Genomic DNA, 15,954 nt, shown 5'->3' on the forward strand with positions numbered 1-15,954 from the left:
GAAGGAGCACCATCTCCGGTGACGGGAAGCGATCCGGCAAGCCCACTTCGAAAACGATCTCGAAATCCGATTCGGCTGGAGAAAAGGGTGGTGGCGGCATCGGGATCCGACGCCGCCACCATGGTCATTGCTCGTTCTCAGTCAACTCCGCGTCGTACGACGCCCTTCACTCGGACTCCGGCGCGAGTTCCCGGCGCGCCTGGGCGGCGCGCGAGACGACCCGGTCCTTCTCCGCCTCGGTGAAGACGCCGGCCTGGACGAACGCCTCCGCGGTCTTGGCGACCGTCGAGACGAACTGGCCGTGGTTGGCGAAGGGTGCCTCGTCCCAGACCAGGTCGAGGAAGGTCGGACCGTCGGTGCCGGGCGAGGGAATGTCGCTCACGGGTACGTCGTAGTTCGGCAGGCCGTCGTTCCGCTTGCGGTTGGCCACCCCGGTGTCGATCGAACCGAACACGATCGTCGGCTCCACCCGACGGAAGTACGACGAGGCGGCCTGGGTGTCGCCGATGTAGTACGGCCGCAGGGTGAAGCCGTGCGTGGTGAAGAGGCGATCACCCGCCGCCGTGGTGCTGGCGGGGGTGATCGCCGCGCGGGCGTAGTCGCCGTCCAGCTTGAGGTGGCGGTACAGCGACAGCTCGCGGTAGTTGCCGTTGCCCGGGTTGCCCAGGATCTGGAGGAGAACCGGGCCCCAGAAGATCGCCTGGGTGTCGGGGCGGTCCAAGGCCCGCTCGATCCAGACGCTGAACGGCATCCGGATGTCGATCGTGTCGCCGGTCTTCCAGTCGCGGCTCAGCGTCAGGTAGCTCCCCGGCTTGGCGTCGAGTTGCTGGGCGACGCCGTTGATGGAAACGAAGAAGCCCTTGCGCACCCAGCCCGGCACCCGGAGTTTGATGTCGAGGGCGCCGCTGCCGCGCACGGTCAGCCTGGTGCGGTCCTGTCGTGGGTACTCGGTCTCCTGGACGACGGTGAGGTCCTTCTCCGCCCAGGTGAGGGTGGATGGGGCGTACAGGTTGACCCAGAGGGTGCTGCCGTCGGCCGACTTGAAGTAGATGGTCTCCTGGTATTTCGTGTGGTTCTCGATACCGGTCCCGCCGCAGCAGGTGCCGGTGTTGCCGTAGCTGCGGCTCGTGCCCGGGGTCAGCGGCTGGAAGTAGGTGACCTGCGGGTTGCTGACGGTGGTGGTGTCGGCCCGCGAACCGGCGATCTGGTTGAGCAGGCCCCGCTCGTAGTAGTCCAGGTAGGCGGCGTCCTGCTCGTGCAGGAACAGGTTGCGCGCCAGCTTGATCAGGTTGTACGTCGTGCAGGTCTCCGCGCCGCCCTGGGCGATCGCGTTGGCGATGTTGCCCCGGTTCTGGAACAGCTCGATGTTGTTGTTGGAGCCGGGGTAGTTGCCGCCGGTGCCACCGTTGGCGAACATGCGGTGCGGGACGACCATCCCGAAGAAGTTCTTGGCGGCCTGGAAGTACTCGGTGTCCCCGCTGTGCTCGTAGACGCGCAGGTAGCCGACGAACTGGGGCACGTGCGAGTTGGCGTGCAGCCGGTCCGGACGGCGACGACCGGGGTTGGTCTGCGGCGTGGTGACGAGGATGTCCCGGTTGGCCACGCAGGCGTCGAAGAGCGACTCCCGGTTGTCGAAGAGCTTGGCGGTGGCCAGGTGCTTCGCGTCGCCGGTGAGGGCGTAGATCTCGGGGAAGACCTCGTTCGCTCCCCCGGTCTCGCCGGCGATGTAGAGGTCCCACATGTAGTTCAGGTTGTCCCGGGTGATCGGTCCCGGGTACGCGGGATGGTTCTTGTCCCCCACGGTCAACGCCAGGTGCGCCCAGTTGGCCATCTTGGTGACGACGTCGAGGGCCTTGGCGTTGTCGGTGTGGTAGTACGCGTCGAGCAGGCCACGCATGATCTTGTGCTGGGTGTACCACGGCGCCCAGGTGTTGGTGGTGGCGTTACCGCCGTAGACGGCCCAGCGGGGCGGGCCGAGCCGCAGCACCGCGTCCTCCGGGATCGCACCCAGGTAGCCCGGGTGCGTCGGCACCCACAGGGCACCGCCGCCGCTCTGGGTCGGCACGATGCCACCGTCGCGGCCGTTGGGCGAGGCGTCGCGGATGGTGGTGCCGCCCTCTTCCTCGAACCGGTACCAGGCGATCGACCCACCACCGGTGCTGCCGGCCGGGGAGTCCAGCAGGGAGCTCACCTCCTGCTGGCTGAGCGCCCGGTCGAAGATGTGGAACTCGTCGACGCTCGCGTTGAGCATCGGGTCGCCGTACTGCGACCGCCCGATCCACCGGTTGCCCGGGTTGCCGAGGTTGGCCGGGCTCAGGGTCATGTTCGTGTTCCGCCCGGCCTGCTCACCGTTGACGTACAGGGTGCCGGTGTTCTGGGAGAGCGTCACCGCCAGGTGCACCCACTGGTTGGTGGGCAGCGCCGCAGAGCCATTGATCTGCTGCTCTCCGCCGCTGCCGCTTACCGTGATCGCGAACCTCGGCGCGTTGCCGCTGGCACCGGCACGCGGCGTCAGGAACATGTTGACCGTGGCGTTCTGACCGAAGTCGAACAGCCGGCTCCAGTTCTGAGCGGCGGCGAGGTTCACCCAGGCGGCGATGGTGAAGTCGGTGAGCTGGCTGATCGTCTCCTGCGGCAGGGTCACGTACTCCGCCCGGCTCGGGCCGTTCAGGCGCAGTCCGCTGCCGAAGCGGCCCGGGACCCGGTCGATCTGCGGCTCCTCCGGCTCCTCTTCCCCCGGGTCGCCGTCGCCCATCCGCGCGGTGATCGCGGCCTGACACGCGGCGAGCTCGTCGACCATCCAGTCGAGCTTGTTCTTGAAGATCGGCTCGCCGTGGTCGGCGTAGCCCTGCGCCAGGGCCGTCATGAAGTGGCCGGCCCAGTGGCCGCTGAGCAGTCCGCCGTCCTCCCAGCCACCGGGGGTGGTCACGCCCGGCGGGTTCGGCCGGCCGGCCTGGTTGTTGAACAGCACGAGGAAACGCCGCTCGTCGAGCTGCCGAAGGTAGCTCTTCATGCGGTCGCGCTTTTCCTGGAGCAGCCCGTCGCCGAGTGTCACGTCACGCAGGGGGAAGGGCCGGACCGGGGCGGTGCCGCCGGGACCCGGGTCGGGCGGGGCCACGCCGAGCCCGGCCGCTCCGGCGGGCGCTCCGTCGACCGGTGCGGCGGTGGCTGATGCCGGCAGCGCGCCGGCGGCGGCCACCGCGGCCACCCCGATGGCTGATGCCTGAAGAATGTGACGTCGAGTGACGGGAGGGGTATCGAGTTCGGCCACCTGGATCGATCCTTCCGCGTGGTGGGGTGCGTGCGAGCGCATGGATGTTAACGCTCACTCTAGGCAGGGCAGGCACTCCTAGCAAGGCAATCCTCTATATTGACAGCCCCTGGAAGGCTGCATATGTTATCGCTAACTACCTGTTGGCCCGGATATTCAGGAGGCGACGTGGCCTCTGGCTTCGACGTGTCGGAGTTGTGGGATCCGGCCGTCCGCCGCGATCCGCACCGCTTCTACGACCGGGTACGGGACGCTGGCGAGCCAGTGCTCCAGATTCATCCCACGGGCGAACGCTGGTGGGTGATCGCCGGCCACGCCGACGTGCTGACCGGACTGCGGCACCCGGCGATCGGCCACGAGATCGGCCGACACTGTCCGGCCGCCCGGCTGACCGCCCCGCACGAGTTGTCCGAAGTGGCGAGACTCGAGGCCCGCCAGCTCATCAACCTCGATCCGCCTGACCACACCCGACTGCGCGGGTTGGTCAGTGGCGGCTTCACCGCGCGGGCCGTGGCCCGGCTCGAACCGTGGATCAGCGACCTCGCCGACCGACTGGTCGCCCGTGCCCGCCGGGAGGGCATCATCGACGGCATCGCCGACCTCGCCGATCCGGTGCCGGTCAACGTCATCGCCGAGCTGGTCGGCGTGCCGGAGGCGGACCGGCCACGCTTCCGCGCCTGGTCGGCGGCGATCGTCTCGGCCAGCGTCGACGGCCCGGCGGCGGTCACGGAATTCGGGGCGTACCTCGACGAGTTGGCGGCCCGACGCCGCGCGGATCCGGCCGACGACCTGATGTCGCAGCTGGTGGCCGTCGCGGATCGAGATGACCGGCTCGATCGCGACGAGTTGGTGGCGCTGGTGCAGCTTCTGCTCATCGCCGGTCAGGAGACCACCGTCGACCTGATCGTCAACGGCCTCCGTCTGCTGCTCAGCCACCCCGAACAGTGGCAGGCGCTGCGGGACGATCCGTCGTTGGCGCCGGCGGTGGTCGAGGAGACGCTCAGGTACCGGGGGCCGGTCGAGATCGTGCCACCGCGGTACGCCTTCGAGGACATCGAGATCGCCGGCGGACGGATCCCCGCGTACGACCGGGTGGGCCTGTCGTTGTGGGGCGCCAACCGGGACCCGGCGGTGTTCGACCGGCCCCACGAGTTCGACATCCACCGCACCGACGGTCGCCAACACATCGCCTTCGGGCACGGGATCCACTTCTGTCTCGGCGCGCACCTGGCCCGGCTGGAGAGCCGGATCATGTTCGACCGGATCGCCCGGCAGCTGCCCGGCCTGCGTCTCGCGGTGGATCCCGCCGAGTTGGACGATTTCCGGCTGCACCACACCGGCCTCCCGCTGTTGGTGTGACCCGAGGAGGTGACGGGGGGCCGGAATGCCGCGGCCCCCCGTCGCGGGCCTCACTCGAACAGGGACAGGGTCAGGGTCGAGGCGTACTCACCGGCCGCGACATCCGCCGGCGTACGCAGGAACAGCTCCGCGTCGACCGTGTACTCGCCACCGGCCACCGCACCCGAGTCGAACGTGGAGACCAGCAACTCCTGATCCACCAGACCCACGTTGTTACCCGGCTGCGTCGGGTCGGCCGACGCTGGCGACGCCACCGCCACCGGCCCGGCCACCATCGCGCCCGCGGCCACCGCCGCGAACAGGCGCTTACGGTTCAACGCGTTCATTCAATGCTCCATCCGTGACAGGTGAGAATCACTGGGCTTGCCGAGGGTCGGCGGCGCAGTTGGCGCCCGCGTGCTCCGCGGTGACGAGGGTCGTCGTGTCCCTGCCGTCGACGGAACCGGTGACCCGGACCGTCGCCGTGCCGGCCGTCACCGAGGCCGCCCGGGTGGCGAACTGCTGGAAGGCGTTGCCGCCGGGCGCCACGTCCGCGAACGTGCGCTCGCCGTACGCGGTCTCCAGGGCGATGTCCACCGGCGCGTCATGGCCGTTGCGGGCCTGCACCGCGACGTACGCCTTGCCGGCGAGGCAGCGCGCCTGCGCGGTCACCGTCACGGGCAGCTCCGGCCGGACGCCCGGGTCGTCGGCGAAGACCCGCCACTCGGTGATCGCGACCGCGGAGTAGGTGGTGCCGTTGCCGTTGGCCCGAATGGTGGCCCGCACCCTCGATGTGCTGACCGGATCGAAGGTGACCCGGTTGAACGCGGTGGTGCTCGTGCCGTAGGGGGACGCCCCGGTCACGTCCCGCCAGGCCGAGCCGGCCTCGTCCCAGTACTGGAGGACCCAGCCGTCGGGCTGGGCGACGCCTTCGCCGGAGCCCTGGTTGGAGTCCCGCCAGAACTTCAGCTCGGTGCCGGTGATCCGCACCGGGCGGGTCCACTCGTACTGGACCCACTGGGTGGCCGGGCGGGTGCCGGACCAGGTGCCCCAGATCTGCGCCTGGCTCGGGTTGGCCGGGTCGGCACCGTCGTTGAGGGCGGTGACGCTGTTCCAGCTCGCCGTGTAGGAGGCGCTCGGGGTCGCGATCGGCCCGATGTTGCCGGTGAGCGGCCCGGACAGGTCCGCCGGGATGGCGACCGTCCTGGCCGTCTCCAGGTTCCCGGCCACGTCGATCGCCCGGAACGACACGGTGTGCCGGTTGGAGTCGGGTGCCGCGACGGCACCGTCGTACGTGGTCCACGCGCCGGTGCCGATGGCGTACTCGATCCGGGCGACCCCGGAGGTGGCGTCGGTCGCGGTCACCGTGACCGACCGGGTGGTGCTGTGCACGGTGGCCGTGCTCACCGGCGCTGTGGCGTCGATCCGTACGCCGAGGTTCGCGGGCGTCGAGACGTTGCCCGCGCGGTCGGTCGCGGTCGCGGTGACGGTGTGCTGGCCGTCGCCGGAGACGGTGACGTCGACGTACCGCACGTCGTCCGCGACGGTCGGCTGGCCGTCGTTCACCCGGGCCGAGATGGTCAGCCGACCGCCCCGGTCGTCGACCCCGGCGACCCGCACCCGCACCGCGGATCGGAACCAACCGGCGCCGCCGGCACTGCCGCTGGGCGTGAGCGTCACCGTCGGCGCGGTCTCGTCGCCCTCGGTGTCATCCGGAGAGATGACGGTGACCTGCGCGGAGACCCGCCCGGCGGCGTAACCGAGCACGGTGCCTCCGATGGTGAACGTCCGAGGCGCCGCAACCTCCTCCGGCTGGACCGCGTCCCAGTAGACCGGCACCCGCAGCGTCTCGCCGCCGACCGACACCGGCAGGGTGTCCGGCAGGTCGCTCTCGCCCACCTCCACCGTCATCGCCGGCGCGGTGACGGCGGCCTCCGGCTGCGCGGCGAGAACCTTCCACTCCTCGACGGCCACGGCGGAATAGGTGCTGCCGTTGGTCGACGCGTCGAACACCGCGCGGACCTGCGTGGTGGTCACCGGGTCGAAGGTGGTGTTCTGGAAGCCCTGCGTGCCGGTCGGGAAGCCGCTCGGGTTCGGCACGTCGGCCCACTGCCCGGTGTCCAGGTTCCAGTACTGCATCCGCCAGCGGGCGGGCGCGGCCACGCCCACCCCGGTGGCCTGGGGCTGGTCGTTCCAGAAGTCGATCTGCGAGCCGGAGATCCGCATCGGCTGGTCCCAGGTGTACTGCACCCACTGCTGGGGCGGGTTGTTGCTGGTCCAGGTCCCCCACATGTCCGGCGGCAGCGGGTTCGACCGGACGATCTCGTCGTTGAGCGCCTTCACCCAGTACTGCGTGGGCACCGGCTCGTTGGAGACGGTGACCCTGGCCTCCTGGGCGATGTTCGGCCGGGGGGTGAGGTCGCGTCCCTTGGCCGGCGTCGGCGTCACCAGCTTCATCCGCGGCGGGGTCTGGGTGTCGTCCCACTCGACCGGGTCGATCGCCACCGACCGGCGGAAGTGGCCGCCGCCCACCGCGTCGGCGGTGTGGTACGCGATGTACCACCTGCCGTTGAACTCCAGGATGCCCGGGTGGCTCGTGGTCGAGGAGACCGGGCGGAGCATGGTGCCCCGGTAGGTCCACGGCCCCTCGGGCGAGGTCGCCGTGGCGTAGGCGATGCAGGCGTGGTAGTTCGCCGGGGTGCACTGCGAGGTCGGGCCGGCGTTGTTGCCGGCGTACGCCAGGTAGTAGGTGCCGTTGCGCGTGAAGGCCCAGGCTGCCTCGAAGAAGCCGGTCAGGCCGGTCACCGTGCGCGGGGTGCCGACCGGGGTCTTCATGTCCTGCCGGAGTTCGAGCATCCGCAGTTGGCTGAACGAGCCCCACCAGATGTACACCCGCTGGTGGGGGGCCTCGCCGTCGACGAGGATGGTCGGGTCGATGTTGTGGATGTTGTTGGGCGTGGGCACCCGCTGGGAGATGATCGGCCCGCCCGCGTGGTCGGTCCACGGGCCGGTCGGGCTCTCCGAGACCGCGACGCCGATGGCGAACTTGTCGGACGCCGGGCTGTTGCGCTCGTGGATGGGGACGTACCAGTAGTAGCGTCCGTCCACGCCCTGGACGACCTGGCCCGCGTACGCGCGTCCGGGTGTGGCCCAGTCGAAGACCTGCTCCGGTCGCATCAGCGACGGGAAGTGGGTCCACTCCCCCGCCGCCACGTCGGTGGTCCGGAACGCGCCCCACTCGTTCATGATGAAGTCGTTGGTGGACGGCCCGGCCTGGTCGTGACCGGTGTAGATGTAGAGCTGGTCCCGCCCGGTGTCGTTGCCGGGCGCGCCGGCCCGCACCACGATCGGCGCCGGGTCGGCGGAGTAGTAGCTGCCGTCGCCGAGGATCGGGTTGACGGCGTTGGTGAAGGTGTACGACTCGGGCTCGGCGGCGTGGGCCGGGCTGGCAACGCCGCCCAGACCACCGGCGACGAGCCCGGCGACCGCCGCCACGGCGACCGCCCTGCGCAACCGGCGCGACGGCCGGCCCGATGGTGGGGCGGCGTCGCGCCCCACGATGGTGTTCACGGTGTCGATCTCCTCACTCGTTACCCGGAGGGGGTGGCGGCGCCGGTGCCGGGCGCCGCCACCACGAAGGGGGTCAGCCGCAGGTGAGCGCGCCGAACGGCGCCTCGAACTCCACGGTCACCGGCTCGCCGTCGACCATCCCGGTGGCCTTCACCGTCGCGGTTCCGGCCGGCACCGACTTGGTGCGGGTGTTGAACGCCTGGAAGGCGGACTTTCCGGAAGCCACGTCGGCGACTGTCCGCGAGCCGTACGGCGTGATCAACTCGATGGTGAGCGGCCCGTCCTCGGCGTTGCGGGCGTTGACCGCGACGTAGACGTTGCTGCCGGTGCAGCGGGTGCTGGCCTGCACCTCGACGTCCCACATCGGGGTCTCGGGCGGGTCGCCCACGGTGAGGGTCAGCGTGGTTCGCGTGGCGCCGGCCTCGCTGACGTAGTCGGGCAGGATCAGGTCACCGATGACGGTGTACCGGCCGGGGGTGTTGACGATGTTCTCGTCGAAGTCCCAGTCGACACCGATGGCCTGGTTGTCCCGGGAGCCGTCGTTGTAGGAGACCTCCACCTTCTCCGGCAGCCAGGGCAGCTCGCCGACCTCGACGGCCTGCTCGAACCGTTCGGCGCCCTGGATCGAGATGCCACCGGTGGACATCTCCGGCCGCACGTAGATCCGCGCCTCGGCGATCAGGCCGTACGCGTCGTTCGTGCCGTAGACCACGAACGGGTCGACGTTGGGCTCGGCGACCTGCTCGGGCGTGATCTCCTGCCAGTTGAACGCCACCTTGCCGCGGGCGCCGCTGGCGTAGACCGCGTCGAGCGTGCCCGGCAGGGTCGGCACCTGACCCACGCCGGTGCGGATCAGCACCGGCGAGCGCACCGAGTCGACCGTCTCGCCGTTGGCCCGCCAGCGCAGCACGCCCGTGCCGGCCCCGCTGCCCTGCACGCCCCAGATGCGGATGCGCAGGTAACTGGTGGTGACCGGGGCGAACTCGAAGCGGTTGTACCGGTTGGTCACCAACCCACCGGCGTACGTCGATCCCTCGGCCAGCGTGACCGGCGTCCAGGTGGTGCCGTTCTCCGAGGTCTCGATGGCGTACGTGGTGGCGTTCGGGCGACGGGTGCCGCCGTTGTCGTCGTACCAGTAGATGTCGGTCGACGACAGCCGCACCGGCGCGCTCCAGTGGTACTGGATCCACGCCTGCCGCTCCGGGCTGGTGCCGTTCTGCGGCTGGCCCCAGTTGCCCCAGCCGTTGCCGGTGCCCGGGTTCGAGTTGTTCGGAGTCCCGGGGTCATTGACCCGCGAGTGGTTCTCCCACGACGCGGTGCCGCTGGTGCTGATCGTCGCCGAGGAGCCGAACTCCGCGCTGACCTCCCGCTTGGCGAGGGTCACCGCCACGGTCGCCGTCGAGCGCTTCTGCCCGTCGTCGGCGAAGAACCGGAACACGTAGTCACCGGCGACGGTGCCGGTCACCCGGGTGGCCAGCGCCTTCGCGTCGGCGAAGATGACGCCCGCACCCTCCGGGGCGGAGACGGTCTCCCACCCGAAGGTGAGTTCGCTGTCGTAGGGGATGCCGTCGTCGGTCGCCGTGGCGACCAGCCGGGTGGAGAGGTTGCCGTCACCCGAGGTGTCGCGCGAGGCGGTGACGACGGGCGCCTGGTTGGTGACCTCCGGCACGTCCCGTCCCGAGTCGAACACCTGGATCTCGGAGATCGCGGTGTAGAAGGTCGGGTTGTTGGTGAAGGCGATGCGCAGCTTGTTCGACGTCACGGTGTCGAACAGCGCCTCGTTGAACTTCGCCGACGGGACGGTCGGGTTCTTGAACTGGTCCGGCACCTCCCGCCAGCCGCCGTCGCCGTCGGGCACCTGGACCCACCAGCGGGCCGGCTCGCGGTAGCCGCCCGCCTGCCGGTCGCTGACGAAGAACACCTTGACGTTGTCGAACGCCTTGGCCGCGCCGAGGTCCAGCTCGACGTAGCCGTTGCGCTCGGTGGTGCCGTAGTTGCCCCAGTACGGCTCGTTGGCGGTGATGCCGTCGGTGACGGCCGCCAGCGACACCGGCCGCTCGGTCTGCTTGATCGCGCCCGGGGTGTGGTTCATCGAGGTGCTGCTCCAGCCGGGCGTGTGGAACTGCCGCCACGGCGTCGGCCGCACGCCCTGCTGGGTGTACGACGAGCTGAGCTGCGCGCCCTGCGCCAGGTTCGGCGCGTCCTCGGTGAGGTCGATGCCGGCCGTCCTGAGGTAGCTGACCACACGGTCGTCGCTGATCGGGGTGTCCACCGCGCTCGGGAAGTCGGCCCCGGTGGTGGCGGTGTAGGTGACCGTCAGACCCTCTTCGGCCTGCACCTGGTTGGTGTTCGGGTCGTAGGTGAGCCGGCCGAGCTGGTCGGTGCTGACCTTTCGCTCGCCGTTGAGGAAGAGGCTGTAGCCGGCACCCAGGCCGTACCTGCTGCCGTCGGGGTCCCAGACGATGGTGACGTCCTGCCCGTGGTAGCGCAGGTTGTTGACCATGAAGTGGTCGTAGCCGAACCTGATCGGCCACAGCTCGATCTTGTCATCGGAACGCGGCTGGATGCCCGCCATGTCCTCGATGAAGATGTAGTTCATGTTGCCGAGCATGATGTGGTTCGGGTTGTTGCGGTTGTAGGTCCGCGTGGTCGGGTTCCAGTTGGAGTAGTACTCCGCCTGGTTCGGGGCGCGCACGTCCCCACCCGGGTAGATGCTCCAGGCCATCCAGTCCAGCAGCCGCTTGGCGTACGCCGGGGTGATGTACTTCTGCTCCGGGTCGTAGTGCCGGAGGGCCGAGCGGACACCGCGGTACTGCACGGTGAAGTTGATGTTGGAGAAGTTGTTGGAGCCACCGATCCCGTACGCCGCCCGGTCGTACTGGTTGGCGGTGTAGAACGGGAAGATCGGGAAGTTGTCGCCGTAGGTCAGGAAGCGATACCCGTCGACGTACTTCCGCCACTGGTCTTTCGGGATGAGGTTCTCGGCGTAGATGTCGTAGAGGTTCGACTCCTTGGCCGGGATCAGGTCACGCGCCGAGGCGGGCAGCGGATTGGGTCGCCCGTTGGCGGTCGCCGCGCTGGTGGCGCCGTGCGACGTGCCGGCCAGGAACATCCGCATGTCCGGGCTCCACAGCCGGTTGAGGATCGCGTCGCGGATCTCGTCGGCCCTGGTCCCCATCTCGTCGACCTTGGCCTGGTCGGCGCCGGAGACCTGGTAGAGCTGGCGGGCCGCGTCGAAGGCGCCCCACACGTACGCCGACTCGGGGCGCTCGATCGTCCGCGCGCCCGGCGCCCCGGCGTTGGACTTCGGGAAGCCGAAGGTGATGGCGTCGGCGTCGTTGCCCGGCATGTAGTTGGTGTCGTAGGCGATCAACTTGTCGTTGTTGCCGTCGTAGTGCTCCAGTTGCCCCACGCCGTCGCCCTCGAAGTACCCGGCGAACTTGCGGGCGATCTCCTTGCCACCGCCGTGCACCTGGTACGCCTCGAGCCCGGCCGTGCCGAGATACTGCGAGTAGTGGTTGTTCCAGCTCGTGTGACCGGGGCTGTCCAGGAAGGCCGAGGAGCCGGAGAGTTCACCGATGTTCAGGATCTGGCCGTACGGCAGGTAGGGCGTCCGCAGCCACTTGGTGTCCTGCAGGTGCATCGGCTGGGTCAGCGCGACGGCGTTCTGGTAGAGGTTCACTCCCTCGATCGTCGTCGGGTACTGGTAGACGTGGCCGGAGGCGTTGGCGTCGAGCGAGTTGTACCGCTCGCCCCACCAGCGGTAGACGATGGCCTTCTCCAGCGCCGGGTCGGGCACGTTGAGATACGGCACGTCCTGCGCCCAGCGGCGGTTGAACTCGGTGATGCCGGTACGCACGGCCTCGGCCGGCGACAGCTCGGCGTACTCCTGGTAGCTCTCGACCGTCTCGGGCAGGGTGGCCGAGGAGACGGCGGCGACGACCTTCAGCGACAGCGAGCCACCGGCCGGGACGGTGACCTCGCGGTCGAGGTTGCTGCCGCTGCGGGTGAACCCGTCACCGGTGAGGTCGATCCTGATCTGGTCCCACGCGGTGTCGACCAGGCCGTTGTTGGAGCCACTGGTGATGGTGCGGGTGCCGGTCAGCTCGGCGGTGCCGCGTCCGGGCTGGGTGGCCAGCGGTGCGGCGGCCCGGACGGTGAAGGTGGCCGCCGAGCCGCCGGAGTTGGTGAGGTCGATCGCGGTGACCGCCACGTTGTCGTAGGTGATGAACTTGGTCAGGTCGGCGGTGACGCCGGTGTTCCCGATCGTGTACCGGCTCTTGGCGTGGCTCGGCGCGTTGAACCGGTTCGCGTTGACCTCGGTGACGGTCTGACCGGGCACGGTGACCGTGTACAGGTTGCCGAGGTTGTTGGGGCCACCGACGTACGCGCTGCCGGCGAAGCCCATGATGGTGAAGTTGTTGTTACTGGCGCCGCGCATGTACAGGGAGCGGCCTCGGGTCATCAGCACCGTTGACCCGAGCGTTCCACGCACCCCGAGGACGCGGTCGAGGTAGTAGTCGGTGCCGCCGGCGGCGAGGTCCTTCTCGAAGATCGACTGGTGCAGGTTTCCGGCGGTGAACGGCACCCCGGGCTTGAGCTGGTCGGCGATGGTGGCGAGGTTGCTGTAGACCGGATCCCCGATCTCCATCACGTGGTTCTGGCCGTTGGTGTAGACCCCGACGTCGCTCTCGTTGCCAGGCAGGATCGGGCTGGCGGCGTGGGCCGGGGTCGGTATCGCTGTCCCTCCCACCACGAGCGCGGCGAGGGCGGCCCAGAGGGGCGCCCTTCTCACGCGTCTGCGGATCATGTTTCTTCCTCCCTGTTGTCGGTGCGGCCGGACGGGTGAGGCGTCACGGCCGCGCCTTCGGTGGTGATGGCACTGGCCTCGGTGTGAGCGTTAACACGAGGCGTCGCCCGAAGCTGGGTCGGTAGCGGTGGGCAGCCAGACGCGCATCGTCGAGGGCCCGCGGTTGGCCCAGGCGTGGTACGGCACCAGCACCACCTCGTCGAGCACCGCCTCGGTGGCGGGTGCCGACTCGGCCCGGTCCGCCCGGTAGGGCCATTCGTGGTCACGCAGGCGCACCCGCCGGCACCGCACCGCGACGTCGCCGTCGACCAGGCGCGGCGGTTGGTCGAGGTCGACGCGGAGTTCGTCGACGCTGTCGATCTCCGGGACGTCGACCGATTCCACGGCGAGCACGAGCGGGCCGCGCTCCACCGCGACGCAACCGCGGACCGCGTCGATGCGGGGGTCCGGGTAGGTGAACCGGGGTGCCATCGGCAGCGACAGCACGACCTCGTCGCCACGCCGCCACGTCCGGTGCTCGGTCACGAATCCCGGATCGACCGGCCGGGTCTTCCCGTTGGCGGTCATGGTCGCGCCGTTCGTCGCCCACCCCGGTACCCGGAGCGTCAGCGACCAGGGTTGGTCGTCGTCGCTGTCGATCCGCACCCGGATCTCCCCGTCGTGCGGGTAGTCGGTCGCGACGACCAGGCACCGAGCCCGGCCGTCGGCGAGGCGCTGCTCGACGGTGCCGGACACGTACTGGTGAAGTTGGAGACCGTCGTCGTCGTGGGTGGCGACGTACGCCGGCAGGCTGGCCATAATCCGGGCGATGTTGGTCGGGCAGCAGGACACCTCGAACCACGGCGCCCGCAGCGAGGCCGCCGCGCGCGGGCTGGGACGCTCGGCGTCGGGCCGCGTGCCGAGCTCGCGACGATGCAGGGTGTTGGTGTAGAAGAAACTCCGGCCGTCGGCCGACGGCGAGGTGCAGACCACGTTGAACAGCGTCCGCTCGATGAGATCGGCGTACCGGGGATCGCCCTCGGCGAGCAGCAGCCGCCACGCGAGCATCACCGAGCCGATGCCGGCGCAGGTCTCGGAGTAGGCGCGGTCGGGGGGCAGCATCCAGTCCTCGCCGAACGCCTCGTCCTGGTGGCGGGAGCCCTGCCCGCCGGTGACGTACGTGCGCCGGGTCACCGCGTTGCGCCACTGGTGGCGTACCGCTTCCAGCAGGCTGGCGTCCCTCAGATCGACGGCGACGTCGACCGCGCCGGCGGCCAGATAGTTCGCCCGCACCGCGTGCCCGCGCAGCACCGTCGCCGCCCGTACCGGAAGCTCGTCCTGGTAGTACTCCCGGCCGAACTCCACATCGCCGAGCCGACCGTGGCCCCGCCGGTCGACGAAGAGGGCGGCCTGGTACAGGTAGCGGTCCTCACCGGTTACGCGGGCGAACTCGACGAGCGCCGTCTCGATCCCCGGGTGCCCGCAGATGCCGTCGATGCCCTCCGGCCCGAACGTGTCGCAGACGTTGTCGGCCGCGCGGCGCGCGACATCGAGCAGTCCATCGTCGGCGTCCGGACACGTCCGGGCCCGGGCGACCGCAGCCTGGAGCAGGTGACCGACGCAGTAGAGCTCGTGGCCCCACTCGAGGTCGGACCAACGCGGCGCCTGCCCGGGCCCGCCGAAGTTGGTGTTGAGATACCCGTCGGGTCGCTGTGCCGCGGCCACCCGTCGCACGACGGTGCGGAACCTGGTCTCGAGCCGCTCGTCTCCGGTCCGACCGATCTCCCATGCCACCGCCTCGAGAAACTTGTAGATCTCCGAGTCGGCGAACTCGCGGCCCCGTCGCTCCCGGGGCGGGCCTCCCCGGGCGGCGAGGTCGAAGTTCCGGATCCAGCCCGCCCGTTCGAGCCAGTGTTCGATGTGCTCGAGGGTGGCTTTCCCGTTGACCGACTGACGCTCGGCCCAGAATCCGCCCGTGATGCGCGTTCCGTCCAACCCGATCGGCCGGAGCCGGCCACGCGCCGGCAGGACGGGTGCGACCGAAGGTGCGCTGCCGCTCATGTTCATCCTTTCATTGCGCCGGACATGAAGCCGCGCACGTAGTGACGTTGAAGCAGAAGGAACAGGACGATGCAGGGCAGGGCGAGAACGACGACGCCCGCCTCGGTCGCGCCGTAGTCGACGACACCCTGGACCTGGCCGCGCAGGTTGGAGACCGCGAGCGGAAGGGTCATGCGCTCGGTGTCGTTGATGAGGATCAGCGGCGCCATGAAGTCGTTCCAGGCGGCGAGGAACGCGAACAGCCCGACGGTGATCAGGCCCGGCTTCACCGCCGGCAACAGCACCCGCCACAGTGCGCTGAACGAGGAGCAGCCGTCGACCATGGCCGCCTCGTCGAGCTCGCGTGGCACCGCCTCGAAGGAGATGCGCATCAGGAAGGTGGCGAACGGCAGCTGGAACATCGCGAGCACGAGGGCCACGCCGACCAGGGAGTTCTGCAGCCCGACCTGGTTGAGCAGCACGTAGAGCGGGATCAGCAGCGTCGCGTACGGGACCATCAGGATGGCGAGCGTGACGAGGAAGAGGACGTTGCGCCCGGGGAACCGGAACCGGGCGAACGCGTAACCGCCGAGGAAGGAGATCCCCAGGGTCAGGGCGACGGTGAGCAGCGAGACGAACGCCGAGTTGGCGAGGTAGCGCCAGATGCCGGCCTGATAGTGGGACAGCGTCACGTAGTTGCCGAATCCCCAGCCGTTCACCTGGTTCGTCCCGGGCTGTGGGGAGACCGAGGCGACCGCGGTCCAGAGCAGCGGGGCCAGGAAGATCAGTCCCATCGCTCCGGTGAACACCCAGTACGGCGTACGCAGGGCGATGCCGGCGATGGTGACACCGGCCGGTCTTCTCGGGCGGGCCGGTCCCGCGGCGGGCGGCGGAGGTGGTGGTTCATCGGCGGCGGGCGCGGTGGTGCGGGAAGGGGCGACCATCG

Annotated in this window: 6 protein-coding genes and 1 pseudogene; 1 reads left to right on the plus strand and 6 read right to left on the minus strand. The window is 69.7% G+C overall.

Annotation, left to right across the window (positions count from 1 at the left end; translation table 11 throughout):
• Window positions 1-166 precede the first annotated feature (166 nt).
• Window positions 167-3,271, minus strand: coding sequence for a beta-L-arabinofuranosidase domain-containing protein (locus Vqi01_RS12610; RefSeq protein ID WP_239098358.1), 3,105 nt, complete (start codon window positions 3,269-3,271; stop codon window positions 167-169).
• A gap of 168 nt (window positions 3,272-3,439) precedes the next feature.
• Here Vqi01_RS12610 and Vqi01_RS12615 point away from each other — a divergent pair, with 168 nt between their 5' ends.
• Window positions 3,440-4,630: a cytochrome P450 family protein gene (locus Vqi01_RS12615; protein WP_204034935.1), complete on the plus strand. Its 1,191-nt coding sequence runs from the start codon at window positions 3,440-3,442 to the stop codon at window positions 4,628-4,630.
• 50 nt (window positions 4,631-4,680) lie between these two features.
• Here Vqi01_RS12615 and Vqi01_RS12620 read toward each other — a convergent pair.
• From Vqi01_RS12620 to Vqi01_RS12640, 5 genes and pseudogenes are all read right to left on the minus strand, one after another.
• Window positions 4,681-4,863: pseudogene (locus Vqi01_RS12620) on the minus strand (hypothetical protein); the annotation flags it as partial.
• A gap of 121 nt (window positions 4,864-4,984) precedes the next feature.
• On the minus strand, window positions 4,985-8,188 hold the full coding sequence (locus tag Vqi01_RS12625; protein ID WP_204034959.1) for a family 43 glycosylhydrolase: 3,204 nt from the start codon (window positions 8,186-8,188) through the stop codon (window positions 4,985-4,987).
• A 64-nt stretch (window positions 8,189-8,252) separates the two neighbouring features.
• Complete coding sequence (locus Vqi01_RS12630; RefSeq protein WP_239098359.1) at window positions 8,253-12,989, minus strand: discoidin domain-containing protein; 4,737 nt, start codon at window positions 12,987-12,989, stop codon at window positions 8,253-8,255.
• A 90-nt stretch (window positions 12,990-13,079) separates the two neighbouring features.
• On the minus strand, window positions 13,080-15,029 hold the full coding sequence (locus Vqi01_RS12635) for a glycoside hydrolase family 127 protein (protein ID WP_204034936.1): 1,950 nt from the start codon (window positions 15,027-15,029) through the stop codon (window positions 13,080-13,082).
• A 2-nt stretch (window positions 15,030-15,031) separates the two neighbouring features.
• Window positions 15,032-15,952: a carbohydrate ABC transporter permease gene (locus tag Vqi01_RS12640; RefSeq protein WP_204034937.1), complete on the minus strand. Its 921-nt coding sequence runs from the start codon at window positions 15,950-15,952 to the stop codon at window positions 15,032-15,034.
• Window positions 15,953-15,954: the final 2 nt, after the last annotated feature.

The sequence above is a fragment of the Micromonospora qiuiae genome (assembly GCF_016863555.1).
Taxonomy (GTDB): domain Bacteria; phylum Actinomycetota; class Actinomycetes; order Mycobacteriales; family Micromonosporaceae; genus Micromonospora; species Micromonospora qiuiae.

Coding starts and splice junctions, on each gene's coding strand:
- Vqi01_RS12630 (WP_239098359.1), bottom strand. CDS start 12,989: ATGATCCGCAGACGCGTGAGAAGGGCGCCCCTCTGGGCCGCCCTCGCC.
- Vqi01_RS12635 (WP_204034936.1), bottom strand. CDS start 15,029: ATGAGCGGCAGCGCACCTTCGGTCGCACCCGTCCTGCCGGCGCGTGGC.
- Vqi01_RS12640 (WP_204034937.1), bottom strand. CDS start 15,952: ATGGTCGCCCCTTCCCGCACCACCGCGCCCGCCGCCGATGAACCACCA.